Genomic DNA, 17,175 nt, shown 5'->3' on the forward strand with positions numbered 1-17,175 from the left:
TGGCAAGCATTCAAGAGGTTGCGAGCAATGCACAGCATGCTGCAGATGCGGCCGGAAGAGCAGACACTGAGACGGCATCTGGCCAGCGTCTGGTAGCCCACACAAGCCAGTCAATCACTGCCCTTGAAGGTGAAATTAGGCAAGCCGCTCAGGTTATTCATGAGCTTGAAGGTCAAAGTAACGAGATATCAAAAGTTCTTGACGTTATACGAGGGATCGCCGAGCAAACGAATTTGTTGGCACTCAACGCAGCAATTGAGGCCGCGCGTGCTGGTGAGCAGGGGCGTGGTTTTGCTGTTGTCGCCGATGAGGTTCGCAGTCTTGCTGCTCGCACACAGCAATCGACAACGGATATTCAAAGCATGATCAGCGCTCTACAAGAGCGAGCGCAATCCGCTGTTACAGTCATGGAGCAAAGTAGTCGGCAAGCGCACACGAGTGTAGCTCACGCAGAGGAAGCAGCTACAGCTCTTGATGGAATTGGCCAACGCGTTAACGAAATTACCGACATGAACGCGCAAATAGCGACTGCGGTCGAGCAGCAGGGAGCAGTAAGTGAAGACATAAACCGCAGTATTATCAATATACGCGATGCTGCTGATACCAATGTACAGACCGGGCAGAATAATTTGCAAAGTGCGAAATCTGTCGCTCAGTTAACTAGCGCTCTGAGCGAACTGGCAAAACAGTTTTGGGAAAAACGAGGATAACGCTTTTCAGTATCTCGACAGGGATAACTTACTTTACCATCGGTTATCCCTTTTAGCCGCACAAATTTTAGCCATGGCTTTTCAGGAAGTCAGGGCTATCAGAATGGCCTTAGAAAGCCTAGTCAAAGAGCTGTCACGAGAACACCGTTAGCTTAGCGTACGATTTTTTCCGAATTCTGCGGTTCCCCCTAGTGGCGGCCCACCGCCTGCAGTTGCCCGAGTGGGTTACCTGGCTTGGACACGAGCTCAATGGATACGGGCCGGATGATGCCATCCCAGTCTATCGGCATGTGCAAGGAGAAGTCCTGATCGATGGGCACCATGGGCTGAAGGGGGTGGTCTTTCCGTCTGCAGAGGCTGCATTTCGATGGCAACTCTGCCACTTTGACACGCCTGTTGACGAGATTGAGGGGTGGTGCGCTGAATCTGACGATATTCATATGCAATTTTCCCCGCGCGAAGCTGATGCTTTGCGGGCGGCATGTGATACGAACTGTACCCCTCTTCGTCGGTTCACGTTGGCCAGCATGAACCGGATCTTGGGGGCGGTCAGAAATCAGGTCTTGAATTGGGCACTGCAGCTTGAAAAGGAGGGGATCTTGGGGGAAGGTATGAGCTTCACTTCCCAAGAGCGGCAGCAAGCCCAGCAGGTGGCGCCGGTGACCCACATTCACATCAATGGAGATGCTCATGGTCTTCAGGTGATGCAAAACTCGCCCGGCGGTCAGCAACAGCAGACTGTGACCAGTGAACAGAAGGAAGCTGCCCTGGCGGCCTTGTTGCCGTGGCTACAACAGGTGATCGCGCAAGGGCAACTGCAGGGAGAAGCGTGTGCGGAGCTGCAGGCCGAGCTGGATACCCTCAAGGCCCAGGCCGCCTCCCCTAAGCCCAAGTGGCCGGTGATCGGCGCCGTGGCCAACAGTGTGCGGGCGATCCTGGAAGGGGCCGGCAGCGGGGTACTGACGGAAACAGTGTTGGGCAGGCTGGCCGCCTTGAGCGGCAACTGAGCGATATCCGGGGGGTGGGCGGCGCAACGGCATTGCGGTGTATGCTGGGTGAACGGTCAACCCCACGGTTCGCGACCTACTTCTGCCGTGATTTGGCTCTCGCTCGCTCCTTCTGTCGAAAGCTCTTGATGTATTCGGCTGTGACCAAGGAGTCTGCATCGAGCTCCGTGATACAGTTCAGGATGGTGGCCATGGCGCTGTCAGACAGTCTGAGTTTGGATGGAAGTTCGCCGCCGAGTGCGTAGTCATCGAGTTTTGCTTGGAACGCGCGAAGGACGTCGTACTGTGATGGCTTTCTAGATGAGGTGCCAGCCTCCGTTTCCGCATCGTGGGCATACACCTCCGATTGTTCCGCATCGCTTGCGAGCTCACTGAGCAGGTCTTCGATACTCGGCCAATACTTGTGCTCGTATCTGTGCGTAAGGCGTATAAATTCATCCTGGGGGTACAGGGTATAGAGCGGGTTGTGCTCACCCGCACGATCAAATAGCGCCGCCAGACCGGTTTCTCTTTCACACCCAAATCCCGCTCGATTACAGATGTCCTCTCTCTCCCTCAGCAAATCACCCAAGCGAGTTGCGAGATCCGCTATGTCCTCGTTGATTTGGATGAGCCTGCCACGTTCTTCCCTAGCCTTGCGCATGTCATCTTCATCCCAGAAGGTGAATGTGCTGATCAGCGCATCCAAAAAACTCGTCACGTACCGTTCTAGGGGGAGCAGCTCGCAGAGTTCTTCATAAACGGGGGCCATGGTCCGGCTTTGCCGGAGCAGTACCCTGACCGTGGCGTTGATGGAAGGCCATATGTTGTTCTTCTCGTTGTTTTCTATCTCCTTTCTGAGAATACCTTCGCACACTTCGACGGCATCGATTCTTCTCTTGGTCATTGGGCAAGTCTCCTTCATTGAGTCCATGCCTATGGTACTTATGGCAGGAGCCATGTCGGTATCTATAAGAAAAAACAATCAGAAGAAATAGATACCAGCCTGCCAGCTACTATGATCAGTTGCATAGCCAGCTTGACGCGCTGACCTGCTCTCCGACCCGTTTTGCACTATTGGTCAGTGGCCAAAGCCCGCCCCCAATCGGGTCAGCGAGGGCGAGCGGGGTCCGCCCCGCTTGCAGCGCTGCAAGCGAGCAGGCCAAATCGGGTACACTGGGGCTCTTTTGTCGCCTAGGAGCGCCTCGATGCCTGCCCTACTCCCTGAACTCATCGCCCAGGCCAGCGATCCAGCCGTCAAGACCGCCGATCTGCTGCGCAAGGCCAAGGTGATCGCCCACCGGTGCCAGCTATCCGACCAGTTAGCCTGGATCGACCTGGAGCTGCGGGGCTACCGTGAGTCAGATCCTCTTCCTCTATACCGTTTTATCCGTGCCCCGGTGTACCTGCGGGATGTCCAGACAGGCAAATTGACTGATCTGTTTACGTTCCAAGCTGACGGTGAGATTCCCGCTCAGGCTCACCTCTGTTTTGATTCGATCAGCAAGTTGGAGGTTCTGGGGTCACAAGGCTCCCTCTATGTGCAACTCCCCTCTGGGCATCGCGTTTACGATGGCTTGTCAGCGAAAGCCCGCGATCAGTACCAGGTCGTGCATCAACTGGACGCATCACAACTGCATGCCGTCGTAGTTCAAGTCCGTGACAAGGTGTTGGACTGGGCACTCGAGCTGACCAAGGCCGGGATCGAGGGGGACGAGATGCCCTCCCTACCCCAGCCGTTGGTACCGGTGACCGTTCACATCGAGGGCGGAGTCCACGGTGGCCAAGTCATGGTGAGCTCGCCGGGAGGCCAGCAACAGCAAACCGTCACCGGCGAGCAGAAGGCCGCTTGCCCGTCCGGGTTGGCGCAGGGGAACGCGGATGCACCACTGCAGCCGGCAGACCGCGACACGCGGCAGAACGAGCAGGACACCCTCAAGCCCCAGGCCGCCACCGCCAAACGGAAATGGCCGCTGATCGTCGTGCTGGCCGGTAGTAGCGTGCTGGCCGTGCTGCAAGGCGCCGGCGGCGGGGTGCTGAGCGAGCTGGTGCTGAAGTGGCTGGCCAGCTTGAGCGGCGGCTGATCGCTATCGGTCGGGGTATGAACGGGGCTGCGGCCCCGCTTTGTTTTCTGGGCCAACGGCCAAAGTGCCTGGGAAAATGGAAGCTGCCGCGCTGCTGAAATGATGGCATCTGTTCTGCGTCGTGATCGTAGCATTTCGGTGAGTTGAACATCACGTGATAGCGAGGTTTGTATGTTCGTATCAAAGCAGGACTGGATCGCGATAGACGGTGAAGTGGTTGCCGTGTCGCTGCAAGGCAAAGGATCTTCAGTGAAAGTGGTCGGTCTGTTCAGAGGACACTGGATCACCGGCACAGGCTGCACAGAGTCAGCCGCCAAATCATGTTGGAAAAGGAAAGCCGAGTACGAGGCAAATCGTTAAGGGTGAATATCCCTGACCGTCCAGTGCAGATCTGGAGCGCCGATCATATACCTTACTTTAAACGGGTTATGTGATCCGTTATTGAATGACCAAGCCCCGCGTTTGCGGGGCTTAGTTTTCTTGGTCAGCGGCCAAAGCCCGCCCTCAAACCAGCCAGCGAGGGCAAGCGGGATCCTCACCGCTTGCAGGGCGGCTAAACTAGAGACTCTATCGTCGCCCAGGAGCACTCTATGCCCGCCCTCATCCCCGAACTGATTACCCTGGCCAGCGATCCGGGGGGGGCCACCTCTGATCTGGTGCGCCGCGCCCTGGTGGCCGCCAGCCGACTGCAGCAGACCGAGGCGGCCGCTTGGCTACAGCACGAGCTCGATGGCTACGACACCTTTGATGAGCTGCCGGCCTACCGGCGCCCCCGTGGCGTCTTGTATGCCATCCACCCAGGCGGGGACACCACTCCCTTGCTGGTCGAGGATGGAGGGGTAGCAGAACGCCTGTCGATTACCCCCTTGAACAACCCGCTGCGGGAGCTCGAAACATTGATGGCCGCCGGCGCGTCTGTGCGTTTTCGGCGGCCGCCTGATGAGGTACTGCATATCCAGCAGATACTGAGCACTAACTTGGAGCCGGTGATTGCACTGACTCATGGCCAACTTGCCGGCTGCCTCGATGCGATAAAGAACCGGGTGTTGAACTGGGCGTTAGCCTTGGAGGCGGCTGGGATCCAGGGGGAAGGGATGACATTCACCGCCCAGGAGCAGCAACAGGCGCAGCAGGTGCCCTCGATGAGCATTCACATTGGGGGGAATGCCACCGGTGTACAAGTCCAGCTGAACTCGCCTTGGGGCCAGCAACAGCAGACGGTGACCGGCGAGCATAAAACCGAGGCGCTGGCTGCCTTGTTGCCGTGGCTGCAGCAGGTGATAGACGAGGGGAAACTCTCGCCACCGGTGCAGGCCGAGCTGCAGGCCAACCTGACTGCCCTACAGGCGCTGGCCAATGCCTCTACGCAGAGCTGGCCGGTGATTGGGACGCTGACCAACAGTGTGCGGGGGATCTTGGAAGGGGCTGGCGGCGGGGTGCTGGCTGCGCAGGCACTGGGGTGGCTGGCCACCTTGAGCGGCAGCTGATCGATATCGGAGGGCATGGGCGGGGCTGCAGCCCCGCTTTGTTTTCTGGGCCAACGGCCAAAGCCAAACTGAAATCCAGTCAGAGCGGACCGGCTGGATCCGACCCGCTTGCAGCGTTGCAACTAACCGGGCCAGATCGGGTACACTGGGCCTCCCTCGTCGCCCAGGAGCACCTCGATGTCCACCTCGCTATCTGACCTGATTGCCCTGGTCGGTGATCCGGCAGTTAAGACCACCGATCTGCTCCGCAAGGCCAAGGTGGTCGCCCGTATGCTAAAACAGGCTGAGTGGGCTACCTGGATCGACCATGAGCTGCGGGGCTATCCGGATGATGCCAAGCTGCCCTCCTATCGTGTCATACGTTGTGAGTTGAAAGCTCGGAATCCCTTTCGAGGGCTGATCCCAATCATCATCAACCACCCTGAATTCGCAGAAGTTGTCTCGACATGCAGCATTGGTCAGCCCATCAGCGGGTTGGAGGACGTGGCTATTCCCGGGAAAAATGTGAGCATGGTTCTCCCGCCGGAGATGATGGCCATGCTGATGCAAGACCTGAATATCTCAATGGAGCCAGTACGGGTGGTTGGCGGCAATCAGATCCGCGCACTTGTTGATGCGGTCCGGGACCAACTGTTGACCTGGGCGCTCGACCTGGTTGAGGCCGGGATCGAGGGGGATGAAATGCCCTCCTCACCCCAGCCGCTGGCGCCGGTTACCATTCGCATCGAGGGCGGGTTCAACGGTGGTCAACTGATGGTGAGCTCGCCCGGGGGCCAGCAACAGCAAACCATCACCGGCGAGCAGCAGGCTACGGACCAGCCTGGGGTGGCGCAGGAGATGCCACTGCAGCTGGCAAACGGCAATGTGCTTCAGAGCGAGCTGGATACTACTAAGGCCCAGACCGCCGCCCCCAAGTGGAAATGGCCGGTGATCGCTGCGGTGGCCAGCACTGTTGTGGCGATTCTGGAAGGCGCCGGCGGCGGAGTTCTGAGCGAACTGGTGCTGAAGTGGCTGGCAACCCTTAACGGCCACTGAGCAAGTCCGGCAGAGGCAGCAGGCCACGTTTTCTTCGTGCGGCGGGTGGCGTTGCGAGATACAAGCCAGATCAACTGGTGCCGCCCATATTGTGGGCGCGGGGAATACTTCGTAGATAAACAGGGCTGGTCAAGTATTGGGGGGCGAGTGATGTGATACCAGCGTGAGAATTATATTTTATCTGCATGATTTATCTGTAATTTATGAAAAATGTTGGGGGGCATGGCGTATAATGTCAACACGGGCACAAGAGCGAGTCTTTATGGCTAGCCAAGAGGCCAATAACCCACAGGTGAACGGATTCGCCTGATTTGATATGGAGATCTATATGCTATCAAGCATGATTATCGCTAGCGGTTTGATGCTGATCTGCGTGTATCAAGTGAAGATTTCTCTTCACTTTCACCTACACGTAGGCCAGTGAAACTGGTTCAAAAAGTGACTTTTTGGAGGGAGGCTTCGGCCTCCCTTTTTTTTGACTCGGAGCGGATCCTCTCCGCTTGTAGCACTACAACCCGCACGACCGAACCCGGGTATAATGAGGACCCAATATCGCCCAGGAACGCATTGATGCCCGCCCTTATCCCTCAACTAATCACCATGGCCAGTAATCCCGAAGTCAAGACAACCGATCTACTGCGAAACGCACTGGTGGCCGCACGTAAGCTCAAGCAGCCTGACTGGATTAGCTGGATCAAAAACGAACTTGATGGCTACCCAGAGTCGGCTGTTATCCCTCCGTACCGGATTTTGACGGGGCAACTCTACGCCATTAACCCGGGGAAAGGTCTTGTACTGCTACCGGTCATGAATGCAGAGCTTCACGAGGTGATGACAACATGTCCCTTCTATTACCCCATCGATGGAGTGGAACCATTGGCTTCAGGGACAGAATACGTAGTGTTGCCCATGGACCCGTCTCAATCGAAGATGGTAGCGGCTCTCTATAAAATGCCAATCGCACCACAAGTTCGATTTGGAGCAAACCAGGTCCAGCGTTTGATCGGCGCGGTGCGTACTAAGGTCCTTGAATGGGCACTCGATCTGGATGAGTTGGGGATCCAGGGTGAAGGGATGAGCTTTACAACCCAGGAGCAGAAGCAGGCGGAATCGGTGACCAATATTTTCATTGGGGGGGATGTCATCGGAGGTCAAATGATGTTGGGCTCGCCCGGCGGCCAACAAAAACAGACGGTGACAGGCGAGCAGAAGACCGAGGCGCTGGCGGCTTTGTTGCCGTGGCTGCAGCAGGTGATCGCGCAAGGGCAGCTGCAGGGAGAGGCGTGTGCAGAGCTGCAGGCCGATCTGGACACCCTCAAGGCCCAGGCCGCCTCCCCTAACCCCAAATGGCCAGTGATCGGCGCCGTGGTCGGCAGTTTGCGGACGCTCCTGGAGAGCGCCGGCGGAGGGATACTGACGGCGCAGGCACAGAGTTGGATGGCAACCTTGAGGGGTGGCTAATTCGATCAGGAAACTCTGCACATTTGTAGGGGGGCAGTGCCCCCCCATACATTGCTGCTTTGCCTCGCTTAGGGCAACCTAAGTTGATGTTGATGCTGTTGCTCCTGTTCATGATATTCGGTATCCTGCAGTTGTCCTCGGTGCCCACGTGGGGACAGGCCGCCCGGCCAGGCACCAACTTCAACTCTCCCTGCATTCTGCAGGTACCCCACCTGTCATATATCACCCAAGCCCTAGTTGGCTGATTCTGCATGTCCGTTCACCGGAATTTCTCCGGCGTCAGCGCACATGCAGAAACAGCCCAAGGCTGTCTTATGGCACTCGGTCCGCAATGTGCCACTCGTGACCAACATCAACCCGGGCGTAAAGCCCAATTTCAACGAGGTCCAATTTATGAACCAAGCAATCGATGATGTGCTTTTCGCTCATGCGATGGCTCAAGTATTCCCACATATTGATAAACAACAGTGGCTTTCTGCGTACCAAGATCTTCTGAATTCTGTCAAATCAGGCGATTCCCTATGTAGCTATGTGCCTAGCGAAACCTATGAAAACCTCGCTCTTCCAGAGCTTCTAAGGGTCGTTGAGAGTATCGCGTCGTTAATGCGGAACGCAGTAATCGAGGTCATTGCTCTCAGAGACGGAAAATTTCGGATACCGGCAGTCACTGCCGGCCGTATCTGTCACGTGCTGGAAATCAGCATGCCTGAAACCGTCGGAGATTATGACTGCGCATATGACGTCCCGGAGTGGGATTGGGTGCGTGAGCACGCCTCCTTCTCTCATAAGGGCAACCATCACCATGACAACCCAACTTATGAGTTTCTTTTTAATATGGCGAACTACGACGCCCTCGATGAAGGAGTAATCCCAGAACGATTGTGGCCGGTGTTCAGAGATGCCAGCAAAATCGGAGCAGGATATGTTCTTTTCCATAACGAATAGGTCGTCAGTCTGATTTTTTGGGCGGCTATACCTCTATTTCATCAACTAGGCCAACGGCCTTTCGCCTCAACATTCGTTTTGAAGGCTTAACCAGCCCTCTGGGCTTTTGGAATACAAATGCACAACTCATTGCAAGAAACAGCTACTAACACAATGGCTACCAAACCGATGTTCGATAGCACCATGGGTTACCTGCTTGTTAACACTTGGCAATTGCACTTACGCGACCTCTCAATCACGACAGGGGGGGCAAGCGATATAATGGATGCCTTGGTCACTGCCTGTGGCAAAACCTCAGCCTGGCTTGTTGAGCTAGTTGATTACACCCGTCTTGGATGCATCTTCGACTACGATCATGCGAATAACAATGATGGAGATTGCTTGGCTCAAGTTATTCTCGAGTCTGTACTGAATATAGAGTCAGATCAGAATCTGCGTAAGGCGGTACTGAACTGGCTCAGAGTAAAAGGTTTACCTCTCATTGAGGCCTGATCAACATTGGATGCAGTGATAGACTGATATCCAAGAGAGAGCCCCGCATTGCGGGGCTTTTTTATGTCGTGAGTAGGCAGTGATAACCACTAGGTGGTGCCATAGGGTGGTGGGACTTGCAGAGTAGAGCCGGACGAAGGATGTGGCCAAAACAGAAATCTCAACCAACATTCCTATATCCTTAAATGCTACAAGACACCAACCTGCTGAACCGGTGTTCATTTCGTGTAGCCCGAGAACTAAATTAGGATCTCATTTTTCTCTCTTTCTCTTCATTTTCTCCCCCTTTCTCTTCGCGCGAACGCGGCACAGCAGAAGTGTCGGTTCGAGGTCTAACCTGGCACTCGGGGGCAGGTATAGAACAAAATAGCCCAGGGGGAGCTCACAGCCCGAAGGGCTGTGCTCTGGTTGAAAATAGTCACTAGGAATGTTGGTTGAGAAAGTGCCCTCTACTGGTCATAATAACACCAGCTTGAAACCCTCGATGGAATGCCTCATGAATAAACACGAACTGGCTGCACAGCTCCGCGTTCTGGAGCGGCGTCAACACCAGCTGTTGGCCATGCTGCGAGACTTTATAGACGATAGCGAGCTCATCCAAGGCAGCACCTTTGCCCTCCCCCCGCACGATCCGAGGCAGGATACCCGCCACGACACTCCCTCTATTACGGTGACTCCCGCTCACGGTCTTGAGGCTCTGTATGCTGCTCACCATGCCTGGGGCCATCTCTACGCTGACGCTGGTGAAAACACTCGCCTAGTGTACCGCTTGCCGGGAGCAATTCAGATTCACTCCAGGCACAGCGAGGAGCTGTTCGGTATAATTGAGGCCATAAATGCAGACCGAAAAACCTTCCGAGACTTGGTGACAAACTCAGGTCCGATACTCGGGGGACCCAATACCCGGTGGGAGTTCCTGCATAGCAAAGGCATGTTCGAGGGGTTGATCACTTTGCAGTTTTACCGACAAATCACAATCGCCGGCGACACGGCCCGGTCAATTTCGTTCTGTTGGGCTCATAAAAACACCATGCAGAGAATGACCAAACAACAGATCATCGGTACGCTCAGAGCATCACAGGACTCACCCCCGCGCCATGTACTCGATCCAGCTGGTTGGGTCGCACAGCTAGAGGATGAAATTGTGCTGCTATCCGCCCTCTCCGATGATGCTCGCCTTGTCATCCGGCGCCCCAATCCAGTCCACCCACAAGCCTGGTTGGTGGAAGGAAACAGTCGTCGTATGCAAGTAGCATCGACCCCGGTTCTCATTCTCGGAGCTCAGAAAGTGAAGATCGGTCTTCTAAAGAACTACGACATCACCCAAAAACGCCCTCCGCGGCAAGCAAAAACAACCGCCAATGAGCCGCTTATCTCGCGCCTCTGGCTTTACCAGGAGCAGTAGAAAATCATGAGCATCGCATTTGGCCCTCTACGAGGCTTTGTCGTTGGTACAGTGATCAATGATACAGGTCCCATCGGCACCATCGCAGACATCTCCGGCGTCGATTACTTCATTACCCCTCAAAACTGGCTGGGGGAGACCCCCCCCGAAGTCGGCATGATCGTAGAGTTCAGCGCACGAGCCATACAAAAAGGGTATCTGGCGGTCAACATCAAGCCAATCAACGCAACAACCTTATGTACCCCAGGTATGAGTGCCACCAAACTAGAGATGATTGAAGCCGACCGGCGGGCAGAACGAGCACGGCAGCACATCACTAGGCTGCGCCAGTTTGTCTTCGATATGGGTTACTCTCCAGAGCAAGCGATCCTGGAAGTATTCGACATCACCCCTCCAACAGGCATCATTATTCCAGACGGGCCCAGCGACCGTGACCTGCAGTTTATGGAACTGCTGACGCATAATCGCTCACCCAAAGACAAGCATGAAACAAGCCGCAGACTGTGCCAGGCATTTTGCCTCAGCTTCAACGCCTTGATTGGCTTTATGCGCGGTAGTATCACTTATCGCGTCGCGTTGGATCGGGCCGAGCGTGATAGGCAAGAACGTTCCCGCCGACATTTACCAAACAGTGAACAGAGCCATCCCCTGCCCCTGGAGGGGAAACAAGAACCCGGGATGATCAAGAAATTGGTTACAAACATCATGGGCAATAAATAACTGTCGTTGCATGGCGACCGCATATAGGCTAACTTAGCCAAAGTGCTCATTCTCCTTCGGTTTATCCGCATAGCACACGCAGAAATGCATCGGAGTCACCTCAATCACAAAACGCAGCCTTGGCTGCGTTTTGTCGTTCTCAGACTGTCATGTTTGGCCTGAGCACACTCACATGTGCACAGCCCAAACCGCTCTCTCCCGAGAGTGAGTTGACAGGCGATGGCATAACCAGCCTGTACCGCTAACCGCGGCTGCCAACCTCCAATCCGCCCATCTGGGCTACCTCAACCAGGCCTTTCGGCCAAGGATCTCATTATGTGGATCAACATTGTTTTAGCACTTGAAGTCGTCGGCTTAGCCTTTGCAATTCGTTTCTGGTTTATGTGCCGGGAGGATGCAGCCGCTTTTGAGCGGTCACGCATCCTGCGAATTAAGGCCCGAAGTTAAAAAACAAAAAACCACGCCCATAGGCGTGGTTTTTTTTTGCCCGCAGCTCAGTAGTCAGGGTCTTCAATCGTTCGCTCCAACTCTTCATCATAAGGCATGTCATACTCTGGGGTGTCCATCGGCATAGGGGGAATATCTAGATGACCAGCTGAAGTTCGCGATAGTTCCTCACGAATTTCAAGCTCCCTATTCTGCATTCGATAGGTTAACTTCTTCTGTTCTTCCATTGCTTCTAATTCAGCCCGTTCTTTGTCAAGAGCCCGATAATGACTGTCAATCACCCCCTTTCCGATTACAAACATCTCTTGGCATGACTTAGCCAACGTACTGGGGCTATCCAGATCCAAGGTATGGACATGCTCAAAGGTTCGTTTGTAAGCCTCGATATTATCACCCTCTCCCTGGAGCCTGAAGGCTACACGGCAACGCTCACCGCGAAGGTCCTTGGCCATCAACGTGATCGCGGGCTGGATCCAGACCCCAGTCATCCGGTCGACCATTGGCAAAACAGGCTTATGCAACCAGAGCTGGTAACGAGTGCTGATGTTGGGATCAATGTTGTCCAGGCAGCGGGCCATCTCAATGACAATCAGGCGCTCTGGCCAACTGGCAACAGGCAAAGGGGTCTCTGCACTGGCGAGCGGTTGCAACGCCCAACGGAGGATTGAGGGTCCCTCATCGGTTGGCTTATCGTATGCAAAGGTCACAGCCAGCATGAACGGACCATCACCTGACTGCATTCCATTGAGCAACAATGGAGGTCGCTTAGCCTGCCCCAACATTAGTGCAGAGCCGTTGAGCAAGACGCAAGATGCCGCTCCATTAAACAAGGTGTAGTCAGCGATCACGCACAAAAAAAGGAATTGGTGCCGGGTCTTCGGATCGCGTTTATGGGCACGATTCAGTTGGCCAAGCAGCATGTCCAATCCCTGCTCCCCAACAAATGTGAATTGCTGCAAGCATCCAAACCCCTTGAGATTGAGCGGATACGCTGCAGCACGTATCTTCATCTGCAGAGAGTTGATCGAGATCTTCTGCCGGTGATGACGATAGGTACAGAACGAGTCGTCCATCAGTTGCCAAAGGAGTTTGTAAAGAACATCTATCTTCTGAGCGGGGTTCTCAGCCTGAGTTCGTTTCGGTTTGTCCGAATTATCAACGGGTGATATGCCCAATTCATCAAGAGCAGCACTACGCTGTGATTCCGCATCATCAATGACATCCCCATCCAACGAAAGCAGGTCAATTTTGCGGTATGGAGAGATCAAGCGGTACTCCGGCTGCTTCATCGCCGTCGTGTTATCGCCGGCATCAGGGCCGGAGTCCTCCGATGCACCACCCAATCCAAGAGACGTGCGCAGAGGGCAATGCGGGTCGTGGTGACCATGTTCATGATGATTGACTATCAGGTACCTATCATCCGCAACCTGGCGCACAAACATCCTTGCGTCCGGCTTCTTACACCCACAGAGCAGCCAATACTTATTGTGATGCAACGTTGCAAGAAGCTCTTGCGTCTCAAGGCTATCGCGGTTGTCCGGATGCAGGATTATAGACTTCTCGAGACGTCTAATGGGCTGAAGCGTCCCCCCCTTTACAATCCAAACACCCGCCATAAAAACCCCCCTCAAAATTGACAGCCGTTTATTCGTTCTCAGTTGCTAGATAATGCCACAAAACTTAAAGGGGGGTGTTGTGTTGGTTAAAGAGAAAGCGGTGAACCCTTGGGGTGAGTTATACGAATTTCTGACCGGGAAGGACAAACTCAACTTTGCTCTTGAGCCAGAGATGAGAGTCCTTTACACAGCGATCAGAGATTTCTCCGCCCACTGTGCAATTTTTGACTCAGCAACGCCCAGCTCTATGGCCCCCAAAAATGAACTTCCGTTGCTGCTTGTTGCAAGCCATTGCCTGCAAACCGAGAAAACACCGGAAGCCGCCGCCCATATGGCAATAGCAAGCTGTTCATTAGGGAGGCTGCACTTCTACTGCCAGGGGGAAAGCTGGAACCCTGAAGATGAAGCCCTTCACTCTTTCATCGGTCGAATGTACCCAACCCAAGTCCAGAGAAAAGTGATGCCAGAGGCTGACCCCAGAGTGATCAGTGTTTGGAAGAAAATACTACAAGAAGTGAAGGAGAGGCAGGCGTGCGTAATTGGTGGTTCAAATGGACAACAAGGCAACAAGTCGGACAAATCAATAACAAATCACACGCTGAGCCCACACAGCAAGCAAATGCACTAAGCGGTAGCGCCCTCGTCGCAGAGAGCCCTGAGGCCCTGTTAAAACGCCATATGCCCCTGCTGCAGAACTTGAGTGCGTTCACGCAACTCGATGAGACCCGGTTCAATCAAATTTACATGGAGCTCTTTCGAAATCTTGCTGCCTGGTGCCAGCACCTGCCCGCAAGTGAACGACATCATCATGCTCACCTTGGTGGTCTGTTAGAGCACAGTATCGAAGTGGCTGTGTACTCAGCTCGAATCGCAGGTCGATTCTTATACATATCTGATGGAGAGGAACAGATCTCTCAATGGCAGGCCTTGTATATCTTCGCGATGACTTCAGCGGGTGCATTGCACGATATTGGCAAACTCCTCACAGATGTGGATGTTGTGGTTATGAAGGGGTCAAACATGACGCCCTGGTTGCCACACCTCGGCCCCATGGCACCGGGTACCAAGTATATCTACCGATACAATGACCGCCGCCAGCATGGCGTACACGAAGTCGCGAGTCTTCCACTGATATTCCAGATCATGCCAAAAGCAGCGCTGAGTTGGATCTGGAAAAAATCAATCATCCGCGATGAATGGCTTGCCACTATCGGCGGTAAAGCAATGGAGCTAGGGGGAAATATCGGTCGGTGCGTAATTGAGTGCGACTCGCAATCAACAGGCGACGCCATGGCAGATGCCCCAGTTGCAGTAGCCGCACAAGCCACTGTGAATAGCTCTCTTGCAAAAAGGCCGCAAATCCATGCTCTGGCCATCAAGGGAATTACACTGTCACTACGTGACTTTGAGCCGAACAAGAAAAATTCACCCTATTGGGTATCCCAACACTTCATTGCTTGTGTCGCCCCGCGGTTCGTTGAGTGTATCCGATCTGCGCTCGGTACCGAGAACCAGTTCCTGCCGGATAACACCAGCCTGATTTACGACACCATGGGTGACAACGGCATGTTGATCCTGAACGTGAATGGGAAGGCGATGCACTCGCTGATGTTCACGCCAAATCAAAAGCCACTTGCTGTTGTGCTGGTCAAACGCCAGGTACTAGACCCAGATGCAAAGCTTCCGGTCTACACCGGTAGGCTTCTGTGTCCATCTGTCGATGAACAATATCATCATCAGATCCCTGGAGAAGTTAAGCCGGCCAAAACTGGTTCATCAACAAGCGATGCGAAGCCGATTGCTAAACCTGCTCAATCACAAGTTCGTTCGGAACAGAAGGCTACTTCTACTCAGACGACGCCGAAGATCATCACTGCTCCTGATGCCAAGAATCCGAGCATGGAGTTACAGCCTCAACAGCATCATGAGCAGGTCCAGCCTAACCTCACCGGTGATCAGAGCTTCACTGAAGTTGCCGCCAAAGAAGAAGCAGGTATCGTTGAATACCCATTAACAGTCAAAACTACAAGCGACGAATTCAAAAGGTTTGTTCAAGGAACCGAGGCGCCGGGTGCAAGTCAGGAGACGCAGCAATCCGCGGCACCCTCTATTAAAAAATCGATTTCTGGTCGATCTGATACCGCACACCAATTTATTGAGTGGCTACGTGCACAGATCATGACTGGAGCACTCCAGGTAAATGCAAGAGCAGGCGTGGTACACATCGTTTCAGAACGTAGGCTCTGTTTCGTCAGTCCGGGGCTGTTCTACACCTTTCTAGATCAAAATGGCGCAAACAAGAACCTGGATCCAAAAGCGAGACGAGAAGCGGTATCTAAAGTTCAGCATGCCATTGCATCGGTACTGACGTTCGAGCGTTCTATCTTGGGTAGCACAATGATCACAGCTGAGATTGTTGGAATGCGAAAACGAGCTGATCTTCACGTGATGGTGCTAACAGCACAGGGTACTGAGCAGCTAATGCTTGACCTCGACTTTGACAATGCAAACAGATTCATAACACTAGGCGATATCAGATAGATATCGCAAAAAAAAAAGACACAAAATTTGTGGTGATTGCGGGAGGATAATCAGTGAACGGGCTTGAAGAAGAATTGGATCTTAGAAGGCTTGATGGCGGGGAGAGACTGTTAGCAATTGCAGAGCTCTACGGCAACGAGCAGCTTGAAATCCCAATTGATACACCTAGTAGTTACGAAGAGGTGATGGCCTCATCGAAGCGGTTTATTCGCGACTACCGAGCAAGCTGGAACAGCATCGTTAAGTTTGGTGCGGATAAGCTCCGGTCAGCATCTGCCATGGAAATCAAGAACGTGGCCGCTCTTCTCTCGCAGATTTGCGACGGTCCGGATATGTGGGACAACAATCCTGCAAGTCCCATCGAAGGTTACAGTGTTGGCCAAGCCATTTCACTTCTGGTCGCCAAAATGCCGGACATCACGATCACCACGGCACCAGAACATATCTCTGAAGCACAACAAGACCTCACATTTCTTGATCACGCAATCTATCTCACAGCCGAATCAATTTCCTCAACATATGGAATAAAGCTATCAACGCTCACCCATGGTGGCTTCTGTGTTGATCTGCGTAGCGTCACCACCAGAGTGCAAATGGTCAGAGCAATCCCCCTACTTCTACTCGGGGCACAATCATCACGAAGCGAATCACTGGCGGCCGGCCTGGACAAATTAGCTCTTCGAAATGGATATCGCGATGAAAACGAGATGGCAGAGTCAATTCATATGCGATTCAACCTATCACGATCGTCTTGGGCCAACGCCACAATCATCTCCATGATCGATGAATCAAACGACAACACAATTCACGCAGCTTGTGGCAGACTAATGCGGTTGATACGACGCATGTCGATCAGTGTGGCACTAAACAGCGGAGAGTGTGATGTCGAATAAACGGGACAAATTGATCGCATGCTGTGGCTCACTCCTGGCAGAGATAATCAGGCACGCCATCCTACATCGTTCATATGCGACCCCCTTTTCTCACAACCTAACGGGGTATGGGCTTGAGCAATTTTGCCAGAATGAATTCTGGATAAAGACGCTTCAATTCAAACGCCGAGTGATGGATGACATTCATGATGACCCAAGCGGATGCTTTGGGACTATCGATCTTCGCCCAGTATACAGTGCCATCGCCAATGGTATGCCTGCACGCGACGAAGATGCAAATGCTCAGTTCCCCCGAGCCCTTCTACTGCATCTGATCAGCAGCAGCTTCACAAATTGTGATTTCCTAGCTGATG

The 17,175-nt window shown here is 53.7% G+C and carries 17 protein-coding genes; 15 read left to right on the forward strand and 2 right to left on the reverse strand.

Annotated elements, in window-relative coordinates; all coding sequences use genetic code 11:
* Together J9892_RS09835 and J9892_RS25010 are read left to right on the forward strand one after the other, a co-directional pair.
* Window positions 1-710 (forward strand): methyl-accepting chemotaxis protein (locus J9892_RS09835; RefSeq protein ID WP_210538242.1); only part of this gene is annotated, 710 nt, incomplete at its 5' end.
* Window positions 711-886: 176 nt separating this feature from the next.
* Window positions 887-1,717: a hypothetical protein gene (locus J9892_RS25010; RefSeq protein ID WP_270822672.1), complete on the forward strand. Its 831-nt coding sequence runs from the start codon at window positions 887-889 to the stop codon at window positions 1,715-1,717.
* A 76-nt stretch (window positions 1,718-1,793) separates the two neighbouring features.
* On the opposite strand, the gene J9892_RS09845 is transcribed toward J9892_RS25010, so the two are convergent.
* A complete protein-coding gene (locus J9892_RS09845; RefSeq protein WP_210538244.1) occupies window positions 1,794-2,603 on the reverse strand; it encodes a hypothetical protein in 810 nt (269 codons plus the stop codon).
* 301 nt (window positions 2,604-2,904) lie between these two features.
* Between J9892_RS09845 and J9892_RS09850 the strand changes: the two genes are divergently transcribed.
* The 10 genes from J9892_RS09850 to J9892_RS25015 all read left to right on the forward strand — a co-directional run bounded on the left by J9892_RS09850 (window position 2,905) and on the right by J9892_RS25015 (window position 11,772).
* Complete coding sequence (locus J9892_RS09850; RefSeq protein WP_210538245.1) at window positions 2,905-3,780, forward strand: hypothetical protein; 876 nt, start codon at window positions 2,905-2,907, stop codon at window positions 3,778-3,780.
* Between the two features lie 171 nt (window positions 3,781-3,951).
* Entirely contained in the window at window positions 3,952-4,140 is a 189-nt protein-coding gene (locus J9892_RS09855) for a hypothetical protein (RefSeq protein ID WP_167566866.1), read from the forward strand.
* A 230-nt stretch (window positions 4,141-4,370) separates the two neighbouring features.
* Window positions 4,371-5,267, forward strand: a complete 897-nt coding sequence (locus J9892_RS09860) for a hypothetical protein (RefSeq protein WP_246876657.1) — start codon at window positions 4,371-4,373, stop codon at window positions 5,265-5,267.
* A gap of 177 nt (window positions 5,268-5,444) precedes the next feature.
* Window positions 5,445-6,302 carry a hypothetical protein gene (locus tag J9892_RS09865; protein WP_210538246.1) on the forward strand — a complete coding sequence of 286 codons (858 nt, stop codon included), beginning with the start codon at window positions 5,445-5,447 and terminating at the stop codon, window positions 6,300-6,302.
* A gap of 570 nt (window positions 6,303-6,872) precedes the next feature.
* Window positions 6,873-7,763 (forward strand): hypothetical protein, encoded by an 891-nt coding sequence (locus J9892_RS09870; RefSeq protein ID WP_210538247.1) that lies wholly within the window; start codon window positions 6,873-6,875, stop codon window positions 7,761-7,763.
* Between the two features lie 342 nt (window positions 7,764-8,105).
* Complete coding sequence (locus J9892_RS09875) at window positions 8,106-8,708, forward strand: hypothetical protein (RefSeq protein ID WP_210538248.1); 603 nt, start codon at window positions 8,106-8,108, stop codon at window positions 8,706-8,708.
* 117 nt (window positions 8,709-8,825) lie between these two features.
* Window positions 8,826-9,200 carry a hypothetical protein gene (locus J9892_RS09880; protein ID WP_210538249.1) on the forward strand — a complete coding sequence of 125 codons (375 nt, stop codon included), beginning with the start codon at window positions 8,826-8,828 and terminating at the stop codon, window positions 9,198-9,200.
* A gap of 496 nt (window positions 9,201-9,696) precedes the next feature.
* Window positions 9,697-10,605 (forward strand): DNA replication terminus site-binding protein, encoded by a 909-nt coding sequence (locus J9892_RS09885; protein WP_210538250.1) that lies wholly within the window; start codon window positions 9,697-9,699, stop codon window positions 10,603-10,605.
* A 6-nt stretch (window positions 10,606-10,611) separates the two neighbouring features.
* Complete coding sequence (locus J9892_RS09890) at window positions 10,612-11,325, forward strand: hypothetical protein (RefSeq protein WP_210538251.1); 714 nt, start codon at window positions 10,612-10,614, stop codon at window positions 11,323-11,325.
* A 315-nt stretch (window positions 11,326-11,640) separates the two neighbouring features.
* Window positions 11,641-11,772 carry a hypothetical protein gene (locus J9892_RS25015; RefSeq protein ID WP_265216449.1) on the forward strand — a complete coding sequence of 44 codons (132 nt, stop codon included), beginning with the start codon at window positions 11,641-11,643 and terminating at the stop codon, window positions 11,770-11,772.
* Between the two features lie 47 nt (window positions 11,773-11,819).
* On the opposite strand, the gene J9892_RS09895 is transcribed toward J9892_RS25015, so the two are convergent.
* Window positions 11,820-13,214 (reverse strand): hypothetical protein, encoded by a 1,395-nt coding sequence (locus tag J9892_RS09895; protein WP_210538252.1) that lies wholly within the window; start codon window positions 13,212-13,214, stop codon window positions 11,820-11,822.
* A gap of 253 nt (window positions 13,215-13,467) precedes the next feature.
* Between J9892_RS09895 and J9892_RS09900 the strand changes: the two genes are divergently transcribed.
* Genes J9892_RS09900 through J9892_RS09910 form a run of 3 tightly spaced genes read left to right on the forward strand, consistent with a single transcriptional unit; the run spans window position 13,468 to window position 16,822 of the window.
* Window positions 13,468-14,016: a hypothetical protein gene (locus J9892_RS09900; protein WP_210538253.1), complete on the forward strand. Its 549-nt coding sequence runs from the start codon at window positions 13,468-13,470 to the stop codon at window positions 14,014-14,016.
* Window positions 13,920-15,929 carry a TraI domain-containing protein gene (locus tag J9892_RS25180; RefSeq protein WP_210538254.1) on the forward strand — a complete coding sequence of 670 codons (2,010 nt, stop codon included), beginning with the start codon at window positions 13,920-13,922 and terminating at the stop codon, window positions 15,927-15,929. The genes J9892_RS09900 and J9892_RS25180 overlap by 97 nt, the downstream gene beginning before the upstream one ends.
* A 53-nt stretch (window positions 15,930-15,982) precedes the next feature.
* Entirely contained in the window at window positions 15,983-16,822 is an 840-nt protein-coding gene (locus tag J9892_RS09910) for a hypothetical protein (protein ID WP_210538255.1), read from the forward strand.
* Window positions 16,823-17,175 lie beyond the last annotated feature (353 nt).

Source organism: Aeromonas sp. Prich7-2 (genome assembly GCF_017939255.1).
In the GTDB taxonomy this organism is placed as follows: Bacteria; Pseudomonadota; Gammaproteobacteria; order Enterobacterales; family Aeromonadaceae; genus Aeromonas; species Aeromonas caviae.